Raw genomic sequence first — 18,234 nt, 5'->3', positions numbered from 1 at the left:
GCATGTATCGCCACAAACAGCTCCTTGAATAATTACGTCAACCGCGGCTCTCGGCGAGCACGGTAAGGCGTCGACAATCGGCGCGGGCGATGCCGAGTTTCTGCATCCACCCGGAGCAACAGCCCCACCATCATGCCAGTGACCAGCAGACTGGACCCCCCGTAGCTGATCAGCGGCAGGGTCAGCCCTTTGGTCGGCAGCAAGCCAGCGCTCACCGCCATATTGATAAACGCCTGAGCCGCCACGATAAAGCCGATTCCGTAACTCACGTAGGCACCAAACAGATGCCCGGCCAACTCTGCTCGCCGGCCCACCCACATGGCCCGCACGATGAACAGGGTGAACAGCAGCACCACGGCAATCGCTCCAATCATGCCCAGTTCTTCGGCCACCACCGCAAAAATGAAGTCCGTATGGGCTTCAGGGAGATAGTGCAGCTTCTGCACGCTGTTGCCCAATCCGGTGCCGGTCACATGACCACGCCCAAACGCGATCAATGCCTGCGTCAGCTGATACCCGGTGGCGAACTGGTCGGCCCACGGGTCCAGGAAGCTGGTCCAGCGCGCCAGTCGATACGGCTCCATGACGACCATCATCACGGCACCAAACCCCAGTACCCCCCCACTGCCCAGCAACAGCGTCAGCGAAGCGCCACTCATCATCAGCATGCCGATCACACAGACGGCATACACCACCATGCCGCCGAAATCCGGGGCAAGAAACAGCAGGAAGGCAGGAATGGTCAGTACCGCCAAGGGGCGCCACATGGTAAAAGCACGCTGGCGCAATTCGTAAGTGAAGCGCGACATGAACGCTGCCATGTAAAAGATCAGCCCCAGCTTGCCGAATTCCGAGACTTGCAGGCTGGGAAGCGGCCCCGGCAGGGCAATCCAGCGCTTGCTGCCGTTGACCTCTTGACCCACGACCAGCACCACGACCAGCATGAAGATGCTGAACAGCAGCAGCAATGCCGCGTTCTGACGCCACAGCTCCAGCGGCACACACACCATGAACAGGCATGCCATGATGGCCAGCACCAGAAAGATGCCGTGCTGGCGGGCATAGTGATAGCTATTTTCCAGTAGCCCTATCGACGCGGAGCTGACCATGACCCAGCCCAGCCCCGCCAGCGCGACCGCCGCGACAATCAGCCAGACATCGCAAGGCAGGTGGCGGGTTGCCAGCGCTTCACGCAGTCGTTGCACCCTACTCATTGATTCGTCGCTCATGGGGCACTCTCACGCTGTTTCTGCTCGATCCAGTCGCGAAACAGGTCGCCCCGCGCCTGGTAGTTGGCGAATTGGTCCAGGCTGGCACACGCTGGCGAGAGCAACACACAATCCCCTGGCTCGGCCAGGTGCCATGCTGCTTCCATCGCCTGTGTCAGCGTTTCGACACGCTGAGTGTGAAGGCAAGGGCCAAGCACGCTGTCGAGACGCTCGGCGTCTGCGCCATAGAGTAGCGCGGCCTTTGCGTAGCTCGCCAGCGGCGCGGCCAGCGGCGTAAAGTCGGCACCTTTGCCCACGCCACCGGCCAGCAGGATGATCTTGCCTGTGAGCGCGACGCCAATACCATTGATGGCTGCCAGGGTCGCGCCGACGTTGGTCCCTTTGGAGTCGTTGACCCAGCGAACCCCGTTTACCTCAGCAACGGCTTCACTACGGTGCGGCAGCCCCTTGAACGTGGTCAACACCTCGCACATGGCCTGACGATCGAAGCCCAGCGCCTGGCCCATGGCCAGCGCTGCCAGCGCGTTCAACTGATTGTGCTGCCCGGTGATGGCCAGCTCATCCACCGCCAGCCATGGCGTCTCGCCGTGCATCAAATAGCGGCGTCCATCGATATCGGCCAACCCCCAGTCACTGCCGGACGGGACACCTACCCCGAAACGCTCGACACGCTCCAGGGCATCCAGTGGCCAGGTCATGGGGTCATCGGCGTTGACCACCGCGTGCTCCGCCCCGATGAAAATGCGCTGCTTCGCCTCACGGTAACCCGCAAGATCGCCATGACGGTCCAGATGATCATCGCATAGATTGAGAAACGCAGCCGACGTCGCCCCCAGGCGAGGCGTCGTTTCCAGTTGAAAGCTGGAGAGTTCGAGGATGAAAAGCTCGGCATCGGGGTGGTCGGCCAACAGATCCAGAGCCGCCGTGCCCAGGTTACCCCCCACGGCAGCGTACACTCCCGAGGCCTTGGCCATTTCGCCTAATAGCGTAGTCACCGTGGACTTGGCATTGGAACCCGTAATCGCCGCCACCGGGGCACGCACCAGACGCCTGAACAGCGCCGTTTCGCCTACCAGTATCGGCTCGCCAGTGGCAGGATTGACGCGCTCCAACAGCCCATCGAGGCCTGCCGAATGCGGGTCGACGCCCGGACTGACCACCACCTCGTACGCATCGCTGAAATCCAGCTCGCTCAGCGGCCCACAGTGGCAATCAATCGCCGGATAACGCTGCTGGAACGCGGCGAGGCCAGGCGGCATCTCGCGGGTATCGGCCACCATGAAAGGCACGCCATGGCGGTCCAGGTGGCGACAGATCGCCTGACCGGAAATGCCCAGCCCGACAACAACGGTAACACCCTGGGGTACCTTCACCATGAACGACTCCTTGTGCCTGAGCCAGAGCGGCCTTGTCCAACCTGACACGGCCACCCTGACACGACTACCCAATGACTAACGCACTTTCAGGGTGGCCAGTCCCAGCAGAACGAGGACAACGGTGATGATCCAGAAGCGCACGATCACGCGCGGCTCAGGCCATCCCTTGAGTTCGTAATGGTGATGCAGCGGAGCCATGCGGAAGATACGTCGCCCCGTCAGCTTGTAGGAGCCGACCTGCAGAATGACCGACACGGTTTCCAGCACGAAAATACCGCCCATGATGAATAGCACGATCTCCTGGCGCACGATGACCGCCACCACGCCCAGGGCGGCCCCTAGCGCCAGCGCACCCACATCGCCCATGAACACCTGGGCGGGGTAGGTGTTGAACCACAGAAAGCCGAGGCCAGCACCGGCAATCGTGGCACAGAAAATGGCCAGCTCGCCGGTTCCCTGAATGAAGGGAATATGCAGGTAGTTGGCAAATACGGCATTGCCGCTGGCATAGGCAAACACCGCCAGCCCCATGGCCACCAGCACGGTGGGCATGATGGCCAGACCGTCCAGGCCATCGGTCAGGTTGACGGCATTGGAGCTACCGACGATGACGAAGTAGCTCAATACGATGTAGAACAAGCCCAACGGCAGCGCAACATCCTTGAACAGCGGAATGAGCAGGCTGGTTTCGGCGGGCGTGGTGGCCGTGGCGTACAGAATGATGGCGGCTCCCAGGCTGACCACCGACTGCCAGAAATACTTCCAACGTGCAGGCAGGCCTCGCGGGTTCTTTTCGACCACTTTACGATAATCGTCGACCCACCCGATGGCGCCAAAGCCCAGCGTCACCAGCAGCACGATCCAGACGTAATAGTTGGTCAGGTCACCCCACAGCAAGGTGCTGATCGCAATCGCCAGCAGGATCATGGCGCCGCCCATGGTCGGCGTACCTGCCTTGGAAAGATGCGACTGTGGGCCGTCGTCTCGGACGGCCTGGCCAATCTGCCCTTCGACCAGGCGACGTATCACCCAAGGCCCCAGCCAAAGGCACAGCATCAGCGCGGTGAGCGCAGCGAGAATGACGCGCAGCGTCAAATAGTTGAATACCTGAAACGCAGTTTGGAATTGAGCTAGAAAATTCGCCAAATGAAGTAACATGAACGGCGCTTACCTTGTGTCATCCGCACGCAGCGCAGCAATGACTCTTTCCATGCCGGCACTGCGCGATCCTTTCGCCAGCAGCGTGGCGTCAGGTGGCAGAGAATTAATAACATGACGCACTAGCGTCTCGTGGTCGTCGAAGTGCAGCCCGCGACCAAAGGCATCCGAGGCAGCCTTGGCTGCCTCGCCAACCGTCAACAGCATGTCCAGCCCCAGCGACGCAGCATACGCTCCTACGTCGGCATGCAGCCGTTCAGATTCATCTCCCAGCTCTCCCATCGCGCCCAGGGCGCACCAGCGAGGGGCAGGAAAGCTCGCCAAGGCATCCAGAGCCGCCTTGACCGCGCCAGGGTTGGCATTGTAGGTGTCGTCCAGCAGCGTCGTGCCGCGAATGCCGGGTACCACGCTCAAGCGGCCCTGCAATGCCGACAACCGATTCAGCCCAGCCACGACCTGCGGGGCAGGAACGCTCAGCGCCAGGGCGGCGGCAGCGGCGGCCAAGGCGTTACTGACGTTATGCTTGCCGACCAGGGGTAGCGTTACGCGCCCCAACGGCTCACCTCCGACAACGAGCGTGAAAGCATAACGCCCCTGTGAGTCGCAGGAAAGAGCCGAAGCGTTTACGTCCGCATTGCCCTGCACCCCGTAGCTGACCACTCGGCGGGGGGCCGCACAGGCCGCCCAGAAAGGGAAGTAGCGATCATCGGCATTGATGACGGCCACGCCATCCTGATCGAGCCCTGACAGAATTTCGCTCTTAGCCTGGGCAATCTGCCCCATGCCACCAAACTCACCTACATGAGCGCCCGTCACGTTGGTGATGATGGCCACCCTGGGGGCCGCCAAACCAACGGTCCAGGCGATTTCACCCAAATGATTGGCCCCCAGCTCGATGACACCCGCCTGGTGCTGTGACCCAAGACGCAACAGCGTCAGCGGTGCCCCAATATCGTTATTGAGGTTGCCGATGGTCGCCAACACCTCACCGAGTGGCGCCAACAGGGCTGCCACCATCTCCTTGACCGTGGTTTTTCCGCTATTCCCCGTGACCGCCACCAGCGGCAGTGTAAAGCGTCGCCGCCATGCGCCCGCCAACAGCCCCAGCCCCAAGCGAGTATCCGGGTAGCGCAATTGCGGCAGCGGACTATCCACGGGGTGCTCCACTAGTGCCGCCACGGCGCCCAGCTCTCGGGCTTGCTCGACGAAATCGTGGCCATCGAAGCGTGGGCCTTTCAAGGCAATGAACAGGCAACCCGGCACGATCTGGCGAGTGTCCGTCACTACCTGGCTGATCGACACGTCAGTCGCATCGTCTGCCAACGGAATACCCAGCGCCGCAGCCACTTCGTCAAGAGCCCACATCAGCGACCACCTCGCGCCCGAATGGCCTGCTGCACTTGCTCGTCATCCTGGTAGGCGTGTCGAACGCCCTCGATTTCCTGATAAGCTTCATGGCCCTTGCCAGCCACCAGCACCACATCCTGAGGACCTGCCTGAGCCACGGCATGCAGGATGGCCTGACGCCGATCACCAATCTCTTTCACCCGCTGCAGCTCGTGAAAACCCGCCAAAATTTGCTGACGAATCTGGGCGGCAGATTCACGGCGAGGATTGTCGTCGGTCACCACCACACGGTCGGCCAGCCGCTCGGCTACCTTGGCCATTTCCGCGCGCTTGCCGGTATCGCGCTCACCACCACAACCAAACAGGCACCAGAGCTTTCCTTGATTCCCCAAGTGATCACGCAGAGCCTCCAGCGCATTTTGCAACGCGTCAGGCGTGTGGGCATAGTCCACCACCACACAAGGTGCTTCGCCCCCGCCAAAGCGCGTCATACGACCCGGCACCGGGCTCAACTTGGCTGCCGCCTCGAATAGCGCGTCCAGCGACTCGCCCAGCCCGTACAACACGCTGATGGCCAGCAGCACGTTATCCAGGTTGAAGCGCCCCAGCAGCGGTAATTCGAGCGCCTTCTCGCCCTCGGGCGTGGCAATCAGAGCCTGCTGACCGGCTTCCAACGGATGCCAATCGAGGATACGCAGCGTTACCGCCTCATCGCTGCCCGTCGCCAGCACACGCACATGGGATTCGCACCCTGCCAGCATCAGCCGAGCCAAGGGGTCGTCACCGTTGACCACCGCCAGGGTCAGCTCAGGACGACGGAACAGCTTGGCCTTGGCGGCAGCATAGGCCGCCATGCTGCCGTGATAGTCCAGATGATCTCGGGTCAGATTGGTGAACACGCCGACCGTCACGTTCACTGACTCCAGACGGTGCTGGTCCAGCGCGTGGGAGGAAGCCTCCAGCGCCACGCGCTGGACACCTTGGCGGCCTAACTGCCCCAGAGTAGCCTGCAACGCCAGCGGCCCGGGCGTGGTCAGCCCGGTATCCATTAGCTGCCCCGGGCGTCCAACGCCCAGAGTACCTATCACTCCAGCCGGAGTGCCCAGGAGCTCACTCAATGCCGCGATATAATGCGTGACCGAGCTTTTGCCGTTGGTTCCCGTAACTGCGATTACCTCCAGGCCATCAGACACTTGATAAAGCGAGCGCCCCAGCTCACCCAGCCGCAGTGCCAGATGAGGCAACGAAAGCACCCTGCCCTGCAGCGTCAACTCGGCCTGCCGCGTATGCGCCAGCACCAGCGAGGCACCTCTCTCCAGGGCTTGCTCGACATACTCGCGGCCATCCCCTTGACTACCGGGCACCGCCACGAAGACACTCCCTTCTGCCACCTTGCGCGAATCGGTCACCAGATCGAGCGACACGGGCAGCGGCGGTAGATCTGGCAACCCGGCATCTGGCCACACCACCTTCAGGGCGGCCCGAAACTGGTCGAGGCTCACAGTCATGCCTACTCCTTGAAAGCTATTCAACGTCATGATCGGGCGGCACATCCAGCAAACGTAGCGCGTTGCCAGTGACACTGGAAAATACGGGGGCCGCCACCGCCCCGCCATAAAACTGCCCCGCCTGGGGGTTATCGATCATCACCACCGTGACGATGCGCGGATCAGAGATAGGGGCAATGCCAGCAAAGACGCTGCGGTAGGCATCCGTGGCGTAACCCTGCTGGCCGCTCTTGCGCACCGTACCGGTCTTGCCACCCACCCGATAGCCCTCGACCCGCGCACGCCGCCCACCAGAGTAGGCTCCCACGGACGTTTCCAACACGTCCAGAAGATCATCTGCAACGCTGGGCGAAATAGCCGGAATACCAGGAGGAGGTTCGGACAACCTCAATAGCGAGGGCGGCAGGCGCTCACCGCCGTTGGCCAATGCCGTGTAGGCACTGGCGATCTGTAGCGCAGAAGTCGATAAGCCATAGCCATAGGAGAGCGCCGCACGCTCACTGCGCGACCACCGCACCGGCGCCGGGAGGCTGCCCGTGGACTCGCCAGGAAAACCGGTGCCCGGTCCCTGCCCAAAGCCCAACTGATTGTACTTTTCCCAGATCGCCGTATCGCTGAGCTGAAGCGCCAGCCGCGACATGCCGATATTGGAGGACTTTTCCAGAATACCCGCCAGATCCAACTGCCCGTAATTACGGATATCACGGATGGTGAACTGGTCGATACGCATCCAGCCAGGTGAGGTATCGACCACCACATCGCGGTCGAACACGCCGCTTTCGAGAATGGCTGCCATGGCCAGTGGCTTCATGACCGAGCCAGGCTCGAAGACATCCACCAGAGCCTGATTACGCAGCCCCCGAGGGTCGAGTCCGGCGCGGTTGTTGGGGTTGTAGGAGGGCAGGTTGGCCATGGCCAGCACCTCGCCCGTGCGTGCATCCATCATGACCAGCACGCCGCCGTCTGCCTCATGTTCGGTCACGGCAGCGCGCAGCTCACGATAGGCCATGTACTGAATGCGCTGGTCGATGGAAAGCGTCAGCTCGCCCCCTGGCTGGGCATCACGGATCACCCCCAGCTCACGCACCAAACGACCCCGCCGATCCTTGATGACGCGCCGCTGGCCGGGGTGACCTGCCAGGTAAGGCTGGTAGGCAAGCTCCAGCCCCTCCTGGCCCACGTCATCGACGTTGGTGACGCCCAGCAGTTGGGCCACCACTTCCCCTGCCGGGTAATAGCGCTTGTACTCCCGCTGCTGATACACCCCGGGGGTACGCAGATCCAGCACTCGCTGGGCAGCTTCCGGGGTCATATGGCGACGCAGATACATGAACTCTCGACTGGCAAAGCGCGCGACCCGGGCATCGAAATCATCCAACGACATCCCCAGCGCCTGGGCCAGCATGACTCGCTGAATGGCATCGCCAGGCAGCTCTTGCGGATTGGCCCACAGGGTCACCACAGGCGTGGAGATGGCCAATGGCTCCCCATTGCGGTCGGTGATCATGCCGCGGTGTGCTGGAATGGCTTCATGACGCAGGGTGCGCGCGTCACCTTGGCTTTGCAAAAAGGGTCGGTCGATGACCTGGAGCAGCGTGATACGGCCAATCAGAATGGCAGAGGCCAGCCCTACCACCAGCAAGATGAAAAAGAAACGACCGCCAGCCAAGGGCGGTGCAATGGGATATTGACGGGACTTCCCTCCCCGACCTTCGCGTCTCATGGACGAATAACCTCAACATCGTTGACGTCTGGAATACGCATTTCTAGCCGTTCCGTGGCAATTTGCTCGATGCGTGCCGGTGTCGACCAGGCACCCTCTTCCAATAACAGCTGCCCCCACTCGGTTTGCAGCTGATTCTTCTCCTGCTCCAGACGCTGCAACTCGGCAAACTGTACCCGAGTCATGTGGGTGGTCATCACCACCGACAAGGCGGTCAACAGGCATAATACAAACAGCGCGATCAACACCAGCGGCCAGAGACGCAGGCGCACTTGAAATGGCCACTCGGCCTGCAACGTGGATAGCCATCGTTCGAAGCGCTCGAGACTCATGATCACGCTCGCTTACGGGCGGCACGCATGACGGCACTGCGGGCCCGGGGATTGGCATCCACCTCTTCATCGCTGGGACGGCTCCCCTTGCCCAAGGCCTCGAGACGGCGATTCAACTGATCATCACGGATGGGAACGCCGCGCGGCAAGTGGGTATCTCCGCGGACATGGTGGCGAATGAAGTGCTTGACGCGACGGTCTTCCAGCGAATGAAAGCTGATGACCACCAGATGCCCACCCGGCGCCAAGGCCTCCAGGGCCGCCTCCAAAGCGCCATCCAGCTGTTCCAGCTCGCCGTTGAGGTAAATACGCAGCCCCTGAAACGCCTTGGTCGCCGGGTGCTTGCCCTTTTCCCAGGCGGGATGGGCTGCCTTGAGGACGTCGGCCAGATCCACGGTGTGCGTGAAAGGTTGCTCGACGCGCCGCTTGACCACGGCATTGGCCAACCGCCTGGCGTAGCGCTCTTCGCCATAGGTCTTGAAGACGCTGGCTATCTCGGATTCGCTGGCACGGGCCAGAAAGCTCGCAGCGCTCTCACCTTGCGTGGGGTCCATGCGCATGTCCAACGGGCCATTGCGCATGAAGCTGAAACCACGCTCGGGATCGTCCAACTGCGGCGACGACACGCCGATATCCAGCAGGATGCCCGACAACCGGCCATGGACGCCCTGCTCTTGGGCGAATTCCGCCAACCGCGCAAATTCACGCCGAGTGATCTCAAAACGCGAGTCGGTGATTTCCGCAGCGGCGGCAATGGCCTGTGGGTCGCGGTCCATGGCCAACAAGCGGCCCTGTTCACTCAACCGCGACAGGATGAGACGCGAGTGCCCCCCGCGGCCGAACGTGCCGTCCAGATAGACACCGTCGGGATCATGGATCAACGCATCGACGGCCCCGTCCAATAACACGCTGGTATGACGAAAACGGGAAGCGACCTGATCGGCGTCGGCAGAAGGCATGTTACTCTCACACAAAATTTGGGAAGGCGTGCCCTGCACGCCTTTCATGGAAATGGGGAGTCGGCCGATAAGCCGGGTTCTGTCGTGGACAGTCATTCCTCTAGGCGCTGCGTCACCACAGCGCTCAAGCAACCTACCCGGACCCAGCGCGGGCCACGCCATTGGGTCCCTATTTGGTCTTGCTCCGAGTGGGGTTTACCATGCCACGCACTGTTGCCAGGCGCGCGGTGCGCTCTTACCGCACCCTTTCACCCTTACCGGTTCCTGAGGTTGATGTCAGAAACTTAGGCGGTCTACTCTCTGCTGCACTTTCCGTCGGCTCTCGCCGCCCAGGCGTTACCTGGCACTCTGCCCTGTGGAGCCCGGACTTTCCTCCCCCAACGGCTCTTGCGAGCATATTAGCGGCGACTGTCTGGCCAACTCCGGCGGCAAGCATACCAGCGCCCCGCCCTGGCCTCAATGCTCGCCTTTGATTGCCTGCAATCTGGCATACCACTGCTGCTTGCGCCCCCCCATCAATCGCGCCGCCACCGCCGCTCCCTGCTTGACCCCGACCCCTTCGGCCAATAGCGCCGCCAGCAGAGCATCTGCCTCCACGGACTGCTCATCACCCCGCTCGACGGGCGCCGCTCCGGCAATGACGATCACGAACTCACCACGCGCCTGATTGGCATCCTGCTCCATCTGTTCCAGCAGCTGCGCAGGGGTTCCCTGCAAAAACGTCTCGAAAGTCTTGGTCAGCTCCCTGGCCAGCACCACGCTGCGCTCGGGCATCTGCTCTGCCAGCGCCTCCAACGTCGCCAGGATACGATGAGGCGACTCGTAAAACACCAGCGTCTCCTCCCGGGCCACCCACCGCTCCAGCGCCTGGCGCCTGCCACTGGACTTGGCAGGCAAAAAACCGCCAAAGGTGAAGCGATCCGTGGGCAGGCCAGCCGCCGACAGCGCCGCGATCAAGGCACAAGGACCGGGCAAGGGCACCACATGACGCCCACGCGCACGCAGCTCGCGCACCAGCACGAATCCCGGATCACAGATCAGCGGCGTGCCGGCATCACTGATCAGAGCGATGTCTTCCCCTGCCACAAGATAACGATCCAGGCTATCCACGCGCTGCACTTCGTTATGCTCATGCAGTGATATCATGGGGGTATTGACCCCCAGATGGGCCAACAAACGTCCGCTATGGCGCGTATCCTCGGCGGCGATGCGCGCCACACTGGCAAGTATCCGAGCGGCGCGAGGCGACAGATCGTCCAAATTCCCAATTGGCGTAGCAACCACGTACAATGTGCCCGGAGGTTGGTGTGTCATCGTGACTCCCGATTTATTAATAGCTTGCCCTGACGGTGCGCTATGCTTACTCAACGTGAGATCAACCTGCTCATAGGCCGCGACAGCGCAAATGGAAACTAAGGAAGGATACATGAAACAGTCACTTCGTGGCCTGTTGGCCACTGCCTTCATGGCACTTCTCATCACCGGGTGTGCCATGCAGCCGCCCAGCGTCGTTGACCGAGCCCCCGATCAGGACGCAGGACGACTGCTCAGCCAGGCAGAGCAGCAGGCTCCCGAACAGGCTGCCCAAACGCGCCTGGAAGCGGCCAACATCCTGGCCCGCCAGGGCCAGCGAGAAAGTGCCTTCGAAGCCGCCAGCAGCATCGACGAAGCCCAGCTGGGCGATACTGACCGTTTACGCTGGGCCATGCTGTTTTCGGAACTGGCCCGCGGCATGAACGACCCGCAAGCGGTCCTGCGCGCCACGCAAGTGCTGGATGATGAGCTGCCCATGCAAGCCAACCAGCAGCAAACGCTGGCAGAGCGCCGTCAATGGGCCCAGGAAGCGCTGGATCAGCGTCCTGACGAGGTACAGGTCGCACTGCCGGAGCTGGAAGGCACCGATGTGCGACGCATCGCCGTGGCCCTGCCGGAATCCGGCCCTCTGAGCAGCGTGGCCAGCACGCTGACCACGGCCATGCGTCGCCACAATGAAATCAGCAATGATGGCGTACAGCTGACCTTCATCGACGCCTCTCAGTACTCTCTGGATGAAATCTACAGCCGTGCCGAGCAGATGAACGCACAGCTGCTGATCGGCCCACTCGACAAGGAGCAGGTGACCCAGTTGGAGGAGCGCGACAGCGTTCCACTTCCTACGCTGGCGCTCAACTACGGGCACAACTCTAGTAACCAGGCCCAGCGCCTGCTGCAGTATGGGCTGTCAGCGGAAGACGAAGCGCGCCAGGCAGCTCGCCGTGCTTATCAGGACGGGCACCGCCAGGTAGCCGTCATGGTGCCGGATAATGACTGGGGCCGCCGAGTAGGCGAAGCCTTCTGGAACGAGTACCAGCGTCTGGGCGGAGAAGTCACCAATGCCGTGCGCTACAACCCGAGCAGCCCGGTGTCCAATGCGGTACAAACAGCGCTGAATGTCAGCGGCGAACGGGCTCGTCTGGGTAACATCGACGCCCTGTTCCTGCTCGCCCTACCTGACTATGCACGCCAGGTACCGCCCACCATGGATTACTACTACGCCCCTGACCTGCCGATCTACGCCACATCGCACCTGCACGAAGGCCGTCGGCAAACGCGCCTGGATCAGGACCTCAACGACGTCATGTTCATGGACATCCCCTGGCAGATTCCTGATGCGGCTGTCGGCGGAGAAGAAGTCCTGCCTTTCTACGCTACCTACCAGCAGCTGCGCGACGAGTCCGACGCCTCCATGTTCCGCCTCATGGCCATGGGCGTCGATGCCTACGAGCTGGCCAAACGCATGTCGGACCTCTCGGACATCAATGGCCTTAACGGCAGCACCGGTCGCATGTCATTGGCCAGCGACGGCCGCATTCACCGTGAACTCCCTTGGGCAAAATTCCAGAACGGCACTCCCGCCCCCATCCTGATCCCAGGCCTCTTGGGCAATGAGCCGTAGCCCGCAAAGCGCACGCTACCGAGGAGCAGCCATTGAGCGAATCGCCGCTCAATGGCTGCAGGAGCAAGGCCTTCGACTGGTGAGCAGCAACCACCATGTGAAGGGCGGCGAACTGGACCTGGTGATGTATGATCGGGATATTCTGGTGTTCATCGAGGTCAAACACCGCGCCACCACGGAGCACGGGCATCCACTGGAGACCGTGACGACACAGAAACGTCGCCGTCTGGTAAAGGCCGCCACGCTCTATGTTGCAAGGCATGGCCTCGACTGCCCTTGCCGCTTTGATATTCTAGCGATCACAGGCATGCCACCCGAGCTGACGTTCGAATGGGAACAAGCGGCTTTTGACGCTTATTAATACTCTATAACCGGGAAGCCCTGATGGACTTTCAATCTCGCATTCTCAACCACTTCAATGCCAGCATTGATACCAAGACCTATGCCAGCGAGGTGCTGCCACCGTTTATCGAAGTGGCCAGCCAAATGATGGTTCAGTGCCTGGTCAACGAAGGCAAGATCCTGGCCTGCGGCAATGGCGGCAGCGCAGGCGACAGCCAGCACTTCTCTTCGGAACTGCTCAACCGCTTCGAGCGCGAGCGCCCCAGCCTGCCTGCGCTGGCATTGACCACCGACACGTCGACGCTCACCTCCATCGCCAACGACTACAGCTACAACGAAGTATTTTCCAAACAGATTCGTGCGCTGGGTCAACCGGGCGATGTCCTGCTGGCCATCTCGACCAGCGGCAACTCCGCCAATATCGTTCAAGCCATCCAGGCAGCCCATGATCGCGACATGACGGTGGTGGCTCTCACAGGGCGTGACGGTGGCAACATGGCGTCGCTGCTTGGCCAGGATGACTGTGAAATACGCGTGCCCGCCACCTCGACGGCGCGCATACAGGAAGTCCATCTGCTGGTCATTCACTGTCTGTGTGATTTAATTGACGAACAGCTGTTTGGCGGCGCTGCCTGACAGCGCGCTCAGGTCAACGAATTATATCGATAAAGGAGTCATCTCAATGGCCCTACGTTTTTCTTCTCGCTCCCTCTTGGTCGCTACGCTGTGCGGCGCGGTTCTGCTCAGTGGCTGTGCCAACAACAGCGGTTCCAACCCCTCCAACTACGGCCAGCGCAGCAGCGATGTCCAGGCCGTCGATGCCACCATCGAACGCGAAGCGGAGCGCTCCCTGTCACGCGCCGATGCTCGGCTGGGTGATGCGCGGATTCGCGCCCATAGCTACAACGGCACCCTGCTGCTGGTTGGGCAGGTACCCAGCGACGAGCTGAAAAGCATGGCAGGCAACGTGGCCTCCAACCTGCGCGGCGTCAATCAGCTGCACAACGAACTGACCATTGCCGCCAACCTGCCCGCCAGCCAGCGCCTGGCCGACACCTGGTTGACCACCAATGTCATCAGCCACCTTGCCACCAATGACCAGATCGACTCTTCCAAGCTGAAAGTCACTACCGAGAATGCCACCGTGTACCTGATGGGCATGGTCACCCGCGAAGAGGCCGACCGCATCGTCAATGCGGCGTCCGGCGTGGCTGGCATTCAGCGCATCGTCAAGGTCTTCGACTACCTGAACTGAGCATCATTCTGGCAACAAAAAGCCTCGCCAGCGTGACTGGCGAGGCTTTTTTAATATAACCATTTAGCCATAACAGGCTAAAAGCCCGGCTACTTGACCACTCTGAGAGCCGGTTTCTTCTTGGGCTTTTCAGACGCAGTCGATGCATCCGACGCCTCTTTGGAAGGTGCTTCCGTCAAGGTCAGCTCGGGTCGTGCAGCTTCATCAGCTGAGGACTCCTCACCCCCCTCTAGCTCGTCGGCATCCAGTTCCGGCTCATGGCCAAAGACCATGCCTGCCCCGTTTTCACGAGCGTAGATAGCGATCAACGCAGGGATGGGGATCATCACCTGCATGGGCTGACCCCCAAAGCGAGCGCTGAAACCAATTGCCTGGTTCTCCATGAACAGGTCACGCACTGCCGTTGGCGCGGCATTGAGTACGATCTGACCGTTCTGAACGAACTGGCGCGGCACTTCTACGCCCGGCTGCGTGGCATCCACCACCAGGTAAGGCGTTAGGTCGTTATCCAGAAGCCATTCGTACAAGGCTCGGGCGAGATAGGGACGGCTCGACTTCATAAGTCTCCCTCCTCCTGACAAGTGAGGCCCCTGCCCATCAGGCTAGGGGCCATATGAATTCAGGCGCGCATCTCTTTTTCACGCTCGTTCAAGGAGGCCTTGAACGCTTCACGCTCGAATACGCGCGACATGTAGCTCAGCAGCGGCTTCACCTGCTTCTCCGGCAGCTCGATATTGAGCTCGGGCAGACGCCAAAGGATGGGCGCCAGACAGCAATCCACCAGCGTAAACTCTTCGCTCATGAAATACGGCATGTCTTCGAAGATGGGCGAAATGCCGATCAGGCTTTCGCGCAGCTCTTTACGCGCCTTGTCTGCCTCTTTCTTGCCACCCGTGCGGATCAGCTCGAGCATCGGGCACCATTCGCGTTCGATACGGTGCATCCACAGCCGACTTTGAGCACGTGCCACTGGGTAGACGGGCAACAGCGGCGGATGAGGAAAGCGCTCATCCAGATACTCCATCATGACCTTGGACTCATAGAGCACCAGATCACGATCCAGCAGCGTGGGAACACTGTTGTACGGGTTGAGGTCCGCTAACTCTTCAGGTGGCTGTTCCTCAGCAACATCGACGATATCGACCGCCACTCCCTTTTCAGCCAGAACAATGCGCACACGATGACTGAAATGATCATCATTACCTGAGTAAAAGATCATTGACGACCGCTTGGCCACAACACCCATGAAAGCATCCTCGCATCAAAACAATAGACGATAGTAACACGCCCGCCGCCTTTTATGGTAAAGCGACGCAAAGCCCCTGGGGGCACATAAACAAACAAAGGGCGCACGGCTTTCGCCGTGCGCCCCGCCCACCAAGCATAGGCTAATGCTTAGTGAACATCCCGCCAGTACTCACGCTTGAGCAGGTAGGCGATCACACCAAAGATAAAGATGAAGATCAGCACCTTGGGCGCCAGTGCCTGAGCCTGCAGCTTGGAAGGCTCACCGACGTAGGCCAGGAAGTTGGTCAGGTCATAGACGGCTTCCTCGAACTCGGCAGGCTCCATGGAACCTGGCTGAGTGACTTGCAGCACTTCACAAGACTGGTACTTGCCAGACAGCGGGTCGGGCGACTGCCCTGCTACCGGCTGGTCGGTTTCCGAGCAGACCATCTCCTGAACACCCTGCAGCGGCTCCAGCACGTTGGGCATGGCCACCAGATCAAATACCGCGTTATTGACGCCCAGTGGACGGCTCGGGTCACGGTAGAAGCTCAGCAGGTAGGAGTAGATCCAGTCGGGACCGCGCAGACGACCATGCAGCGTCAGATCGGGCGGCGCAGCGCCGAACCAGCTTTCACCATCTTCCGGCAGCATGGCGATGTGCATCAGGTCGTTGTAACCCAGCGATGAAGAGAAAATCAGGTTCTCTTCGACCAGGTCCTGCGGCATGCCCAGATCATTTGCTGCACGGGAGAAGCGCTGATGCTCCAGCGAGTGACATCCCATGCAGTAGTTGACGTAAAGCTGCATACCACGCTGCAGAGAGTCCTGATCACGCAGATCCGGCGTCATGGAGTAAGGCACATCGGGCCCTGGCGCTGCAACCGCCATAAAAGGCAGCAGCGCGAACAGCAGTGCGAACAGTTGCTTTTTCATTAGCCAGTCACCCTTTCAGGAACGGGTTTAGTCTTCTCGATACTGGTATACACCGGCATCAGAATGAAGAAGGCGAAGTAGAGCACCGTACAGATCTGGGCAACCAGCGTACGCAGCGGAGTCGCCGGAATGGCACCCAGAACACCCAGGGTCACAAAGCTGATCGCAAAGATGATGAGCGCAATACGCGACAACCAGCCTTTGTAACGCATGGACTTGACCGGACTACGATCCAACCAGGGCAGTACGAACAGAATAGCGATAGCGCCACCCATGGCCAGCACGCCCAGGAACTCGGCACGCAATCCCAGGAAGTCGAAGGTAATGGCCCGCAAGATGGCATAGAACGGAGTGAAGTACCACACCGGCGCAATGTGATCAGGCGTTACCATCGGGTTGGCAGGCTCGAAGTTGGGACGCTCGATGAAGTAACCACCCCCTTCCGGGAAGTAGAACAGCACCACCGCAAAAACGAACAGGAAGACCGCCACACCCACCAGATCCTTCACGGTGTAGTACGGATGGAAAGGAATGCCGTCCAGCGGTTTGCCGGTTTCGTCTTTCTTCTCCTTGATCTCGATGCCATCTGGGTTATTGGAGCCGACTTCGTGCAGTGCAATGATATGCAGCACCACCAGTGCCAGGATCACGATAGGCAGCGCCACCACGTGCAGGGCAAAGAAGCGGTTCAGCGTGATTCCGGAAATCAGGAAGTCACCACGAATCCACTGCGCCAGATCCGGGCCAATGCCGGGAATGGTCGCGAACAGCGAGATGATGACCTGAGCACCCCAGTAGGACATCTGACCCCAGGGCAACAGATAGCCCATGAAAGCCTCTGCCATCAGCAGCAGATAGATGGCCATACCGAAGATCCAGACCAGCTCGCGCGGGGCCTTGTATGATCCGTACATCAATGCACGGAACATATGCATGTAAATGACGACAAAGAAGGCAGAGGCGCCTGTCGAGTGCATGTAGCGGATGATCCAGCCGTACTCGACGTCACGCATGATGTATTCCACAGAGCGGAAAGCGCCTTCCGACGTGGGGTTGTAGCTCATGGTCAGCCAGACACCGGTCAGAATCTGGTTGACCAGCACCAGCAACGCCAATACACCAAAGATGTAGAGGAAGTTGAAGTTCTTCGGAGCGTAGTACTTGGTGAGGTGGTCTTGCATCATTTGCGTTGCGGGGAAGCGGTCGTCCACCCAGCGCATGATGCCGCGTTCAGCCTTGACTCGATTAGGATTACCCATTACGCGGCCTCCTCGTCTTCACCAACGATGATGTCCTCACCCTCGAAACGATAGGGTGGCACTTCAAGGTTGAGGGGTGCAGGTACGTTATTGAAGACGCGTCCGGCGAGATCGAAGTACGAGCCATGGCAAGGACAGAAGAAACCGCCCGGCCAGTTGTCTGTGACTGCGGCCTCAGGCTCGGGACGGTACAACGGAGAGCAACCCAGGTGGGTGCACACGCCAACCATGACACCGACCTCGGGGCGCACAGAGCGCAACGGGCCAGTGATGTAGGCAGGCTGCTGCTGCTCCGTGGACTCTGGATCCCGCAAGCGAGACGGATCCAGGCTCTCTGTACGCTCGACCATCTCAGGCGTACGGTTGATGATCCATACCGGCCGCCCACGCCACTCGATGGTGACACGCTGCCCCGGTTCGAGCTTGGAAAAGTTAGCTCGAACCGGCGCACCGGCCGCCAACGCACTGGCACTAGGCTGCCAGGATGCCACAAAGGGGACCGCAACCCCGACAGCGCCCACCGCCCCCACAACGGAGGTGGCGCCCACGAGGAAACGGCGCCGGCCTTTGTTTACGCCGTTATCTGCCATTTCTGGTTTCTCCCATCAGCTTACCCGTTTCGCCGCAAAGGCGTCTTGCGGCGACGAA

Annotated in this window: 18 protein-coding genes and 1 other RNA gene; 4 read left to right on the top strand and 15 right to left on the bottom strand. The window is 60.6% G+C overall.

Going from position 1 to position 18,234, the window contains the following annotated elements; genetic code table 11:
- Positions 1–32 precede the first annotated feature (32 nt).
- From ftsW to rsmI, 10 genes are all read right to left on the bottom strand, one after another.
- The gene (gene ftsW / locus RVM26_RS04375) at positions 33–1,214 is read right to left on the bottom strand and encodes a putative lipid II flippase FtsW (protein ID WP_287805455.1); all 1,182 of its coding nucleotides are present in this window, start codon (positions 1,212–1,214) and stop codon (positions 33–35) included.
- Between the two features lie 11 nt (positions 1,215–1,225).
- A complete protein-coding gene (gene murD / locus RVM26_RS04370) occupies positions 1,226–2,605 on the bottom strand; it encodes a Mur ligase family protein (RefSeq protein WP_498941037.1) in 1,380 nt (459 codons plus the stop codon).
- Positions 2,606–2,680: 75 nt separating this feature from the next.
- On the bottom strand, positions 2,681–3,763 hold the full coding sequence (gene mraY / locus RVM26_RS04365) for a phospho-N-acetylmuramoyl-pentapeptide-transferase (RefSeq protein ID WP_498941035.1): 1,083 nt from the start codon (positions 3,761–3,763) through the stop codon (positions 2,681–2,683).
- A gap of 9 nt (positions 3,764–3,772) precedes the next feature.
- Positions 3,773–5,128, bottom strand: coding sequence for a UDP-N-acetylmuramoyl-tripeptide--D-alanyl-D-alanine ligase (locus RVM26_RS04360; RefSeq protein ID WP_498941033.1), 1,356 nt, complete (start codon positions 5,126–5,128; stop codon positions 3,773–3,775).
- Positions 5,128–6,618, bottom strand: a complete 1,491-nt coding sequence (locus RVM26_RS04355; RefSeq protein ID WP_498941031.1) for a Mur ligase family protein — start codon at positions 6,616–6,618, stop codon at positions 5,128–5,130. The genes RVM26_RS04360 and RVM26_RS04355 overlap by 1 nt, the downstream gene beginning before the upstream one ends.
- Before the next feature lie 16 nt (positions 6,619–6,634).
- Positions 6,635–8,341, bottom strand: coding sequence for a peptidoglycan D,D-transpeptidase FtsI family protein (locus RVM26_RS04350; RefSeq protein ID WP_193461197.1), 1,707 nt, complete (start codon positions 8,339–8,341; stop codon positions 6,635–6,637).
- On the bottom strand, positions 8,338–8,673 hold the full coding sequence (gene ftsL / locus RVM26_RS04345; RefSeq protein ID WP_016913512.1) for a cell division protein FtsL: 336 nt from the start codon (positions 8,671–8,673) through the stop codon (positions 8,338–8,340). Before ftsL ends, RVM26_RS04350 begins: the two co-directional genes overlap by 4 nt.
- Before the next feature lie 2 nt (positions 8,674–8,675).
- On the bottom strand, positions 8,676–9,632 hold the full coding sequence (rsmH, locus tag RVM26_RS04340) for a 16S rRNA (cytosine(1402)-N(4))-methyltransferase RsmH (protein WP_193461195.1): 957 nt from the start codon (positions 9,630–9,632) through the stop codon (positions 8,676–8,678).
- A gap of 52 nt (positions 9,633–9,684) precedes the next feature.
- Positions 9,685–10,056: RNase P RNA component class A (gene rnpB / locus RVM26_RS04335), an RNA gene on the bottom strand.
- 32 nt (positions 10,057–10,088) lie between these two features.
- Positions 10,089–10,946: a 16S rRNA (cytidine(1402)-2'-O)-methyltransferase gene (gene rsmI, locus RVM26_RS04330; RefSeq protein ID WP_100730783.1), complete on the bottom strand. Its 858-nt coding sequence runs from the start codon at positions 10,944–10,946 to the stop codon at positions 10,089–10,091.
- A 112-nt stretch (positions 10,947–11,058) separates the two neighbouring features.
- Here rsmI and RVM26_RS04325 point away from each other — a divergent pair, with 112 nt between their 5' ends.
- From RVM26_RS04325 to RVM26_RS04310, 4 genes are read left to right on the top strand one after another with little or no spacing between them, the layout of a single operon-like run.
- Positions 11,059–12,567 (top strand): penicillin-binding protein activator, encoded by a 1,509-nt coding sequence (locus RVM26_RS04325; RefSeq protein WP_016913509.1) that lies wholly within the window; start codon positions 11,059–11,061, stop codon positions 12,565–12,567.
- Positions 12,557–12,928 carry a YraN family protein gene (locus RVM26_RS04320; RefSeq protein ID WP_498941027.1) on the top strand — a complete coding sequence of 124 codons (372 nt, stop codon included), beginning with the start codon at positions 12,557–12,559 and terminating at the stop codon, positions 12,926–12,928. Before RVM26_RS04325 ends, RVM26_RS04320 begins: the two co-directional genes overlap by 11 nt.
- Before the next feature lie 23 nt (positions 12,929–12,951).
- Positions 12,952–13,545 carry a phosphoheptose isomerase gene (locus RVM26_RS04315; RefSeq protein ID WP_016913507.1) on the top strand — a complete coding sequence of 198 codons (594 nt, stop codon included), beginning with the start codon at positions 12,952–12,954 and terminating at the stop codon, positions 13,543–13,545.
- A gap of 46 nt (positions 13,546–13,591) precedes the next feature.
- Positions 13,592–14,164 (top strand): BON domain-containing protein, encoded by a 573-nt coding sequence (locus RVM26_RS04310; RefSeq protein WP_498941025.1) that lies wholly within the window; start codon positions 13,592–13,594, stop codon positions 14,162–14,164.
- Positions 14,165–14,253: 89 nt separating this feature from the next.
- On the opposite strand, the gene RVM26_RS04305 is transcribed toward RVM26_RS04310, so the two are convergent.
- The 5 genes from RVM26_RS04305 to petA all read right to left on the bottom strand — a co-directional run bounded on the left by RVM26_RS04305 (position 14,254) and on the right by petA (position 18,176).
- Positions 14,254–14,724 carry a ClpXP protease specificity-enhancing factor gene (locus RVM26_RS04305; RefSeq protein WP_039177413.1) on the bottom strand — a complete coding sequence of 157 codons (471 nt, stop codon included), beginning with the start codon at positions 14,722–14,724 and terminating at the stop codon, positions 14,254–14,256.
- A gap of 59 nt (positions 14,725–14,783) precedes the next feature.
- Positions 14,784–15,410: a stringent starvation protein SspA gene (sspA, locus tag RVM26_RS04300; protein ID WP_498941023.1), complete on the bottom strand. Its 627-nt coding sequence runs from the start codon at positions 15,408–15,410 to the stop codon at positions 14,784–14,786.
- A gap of 149 nt (positions 15,411–15,559) precedes the next feature.
- Entirely contained in the window at positions 15,560–16,327 is a 768-nt protein-coding gene (locus tag RVM26_RS04295) for a cytochrome c1 (protein ID WP_498941021.1), read from the bottom strand.
- Entirely contained in the window at positions 16,327–17,586 is a 1,260-nt protein-coding gene (locus RVM26_RS04290) for a cytochrome b (protein WP_498941019.1), read from the bottom strand. The genes RVM26_RS04295 and RVM26_RS04290 overlap by 1 nt, the downstream gene beginning before the upstream one ends.
- Complete coding sequence (petA, locus tag RVM26_RS04285; RefSeq protein ID WP_498941017.1) at positions 17,586–18,176, bottom strand: ubiquinol-cytochrome c reductase iron-sulfur subunit; 591 nt, start codon at positions 18,174–18,176, stop codon at positions 17,586–17,588. The genes RVM26_RS04290 and petA overlap by 1 nt, the downstream gene beginning before the upstream one ends.
- Between the last annotated feature and the right edge of the window lie 58 nt (positions 18,177–18,234).

This window comes from Halomonas sp. KM072 (assembly GCF_050710315.1).
Taxonomy (GTDB): Bacteria; Pseudomonadota; Gammaproteobacteria; order Pseudomonadales; family Halomonadaceae; genus Vreelandella; species Vreelandella hamiltonii.
This window is presented reverse-complemented; position numbering and strand designations above follow the sequence as displayed.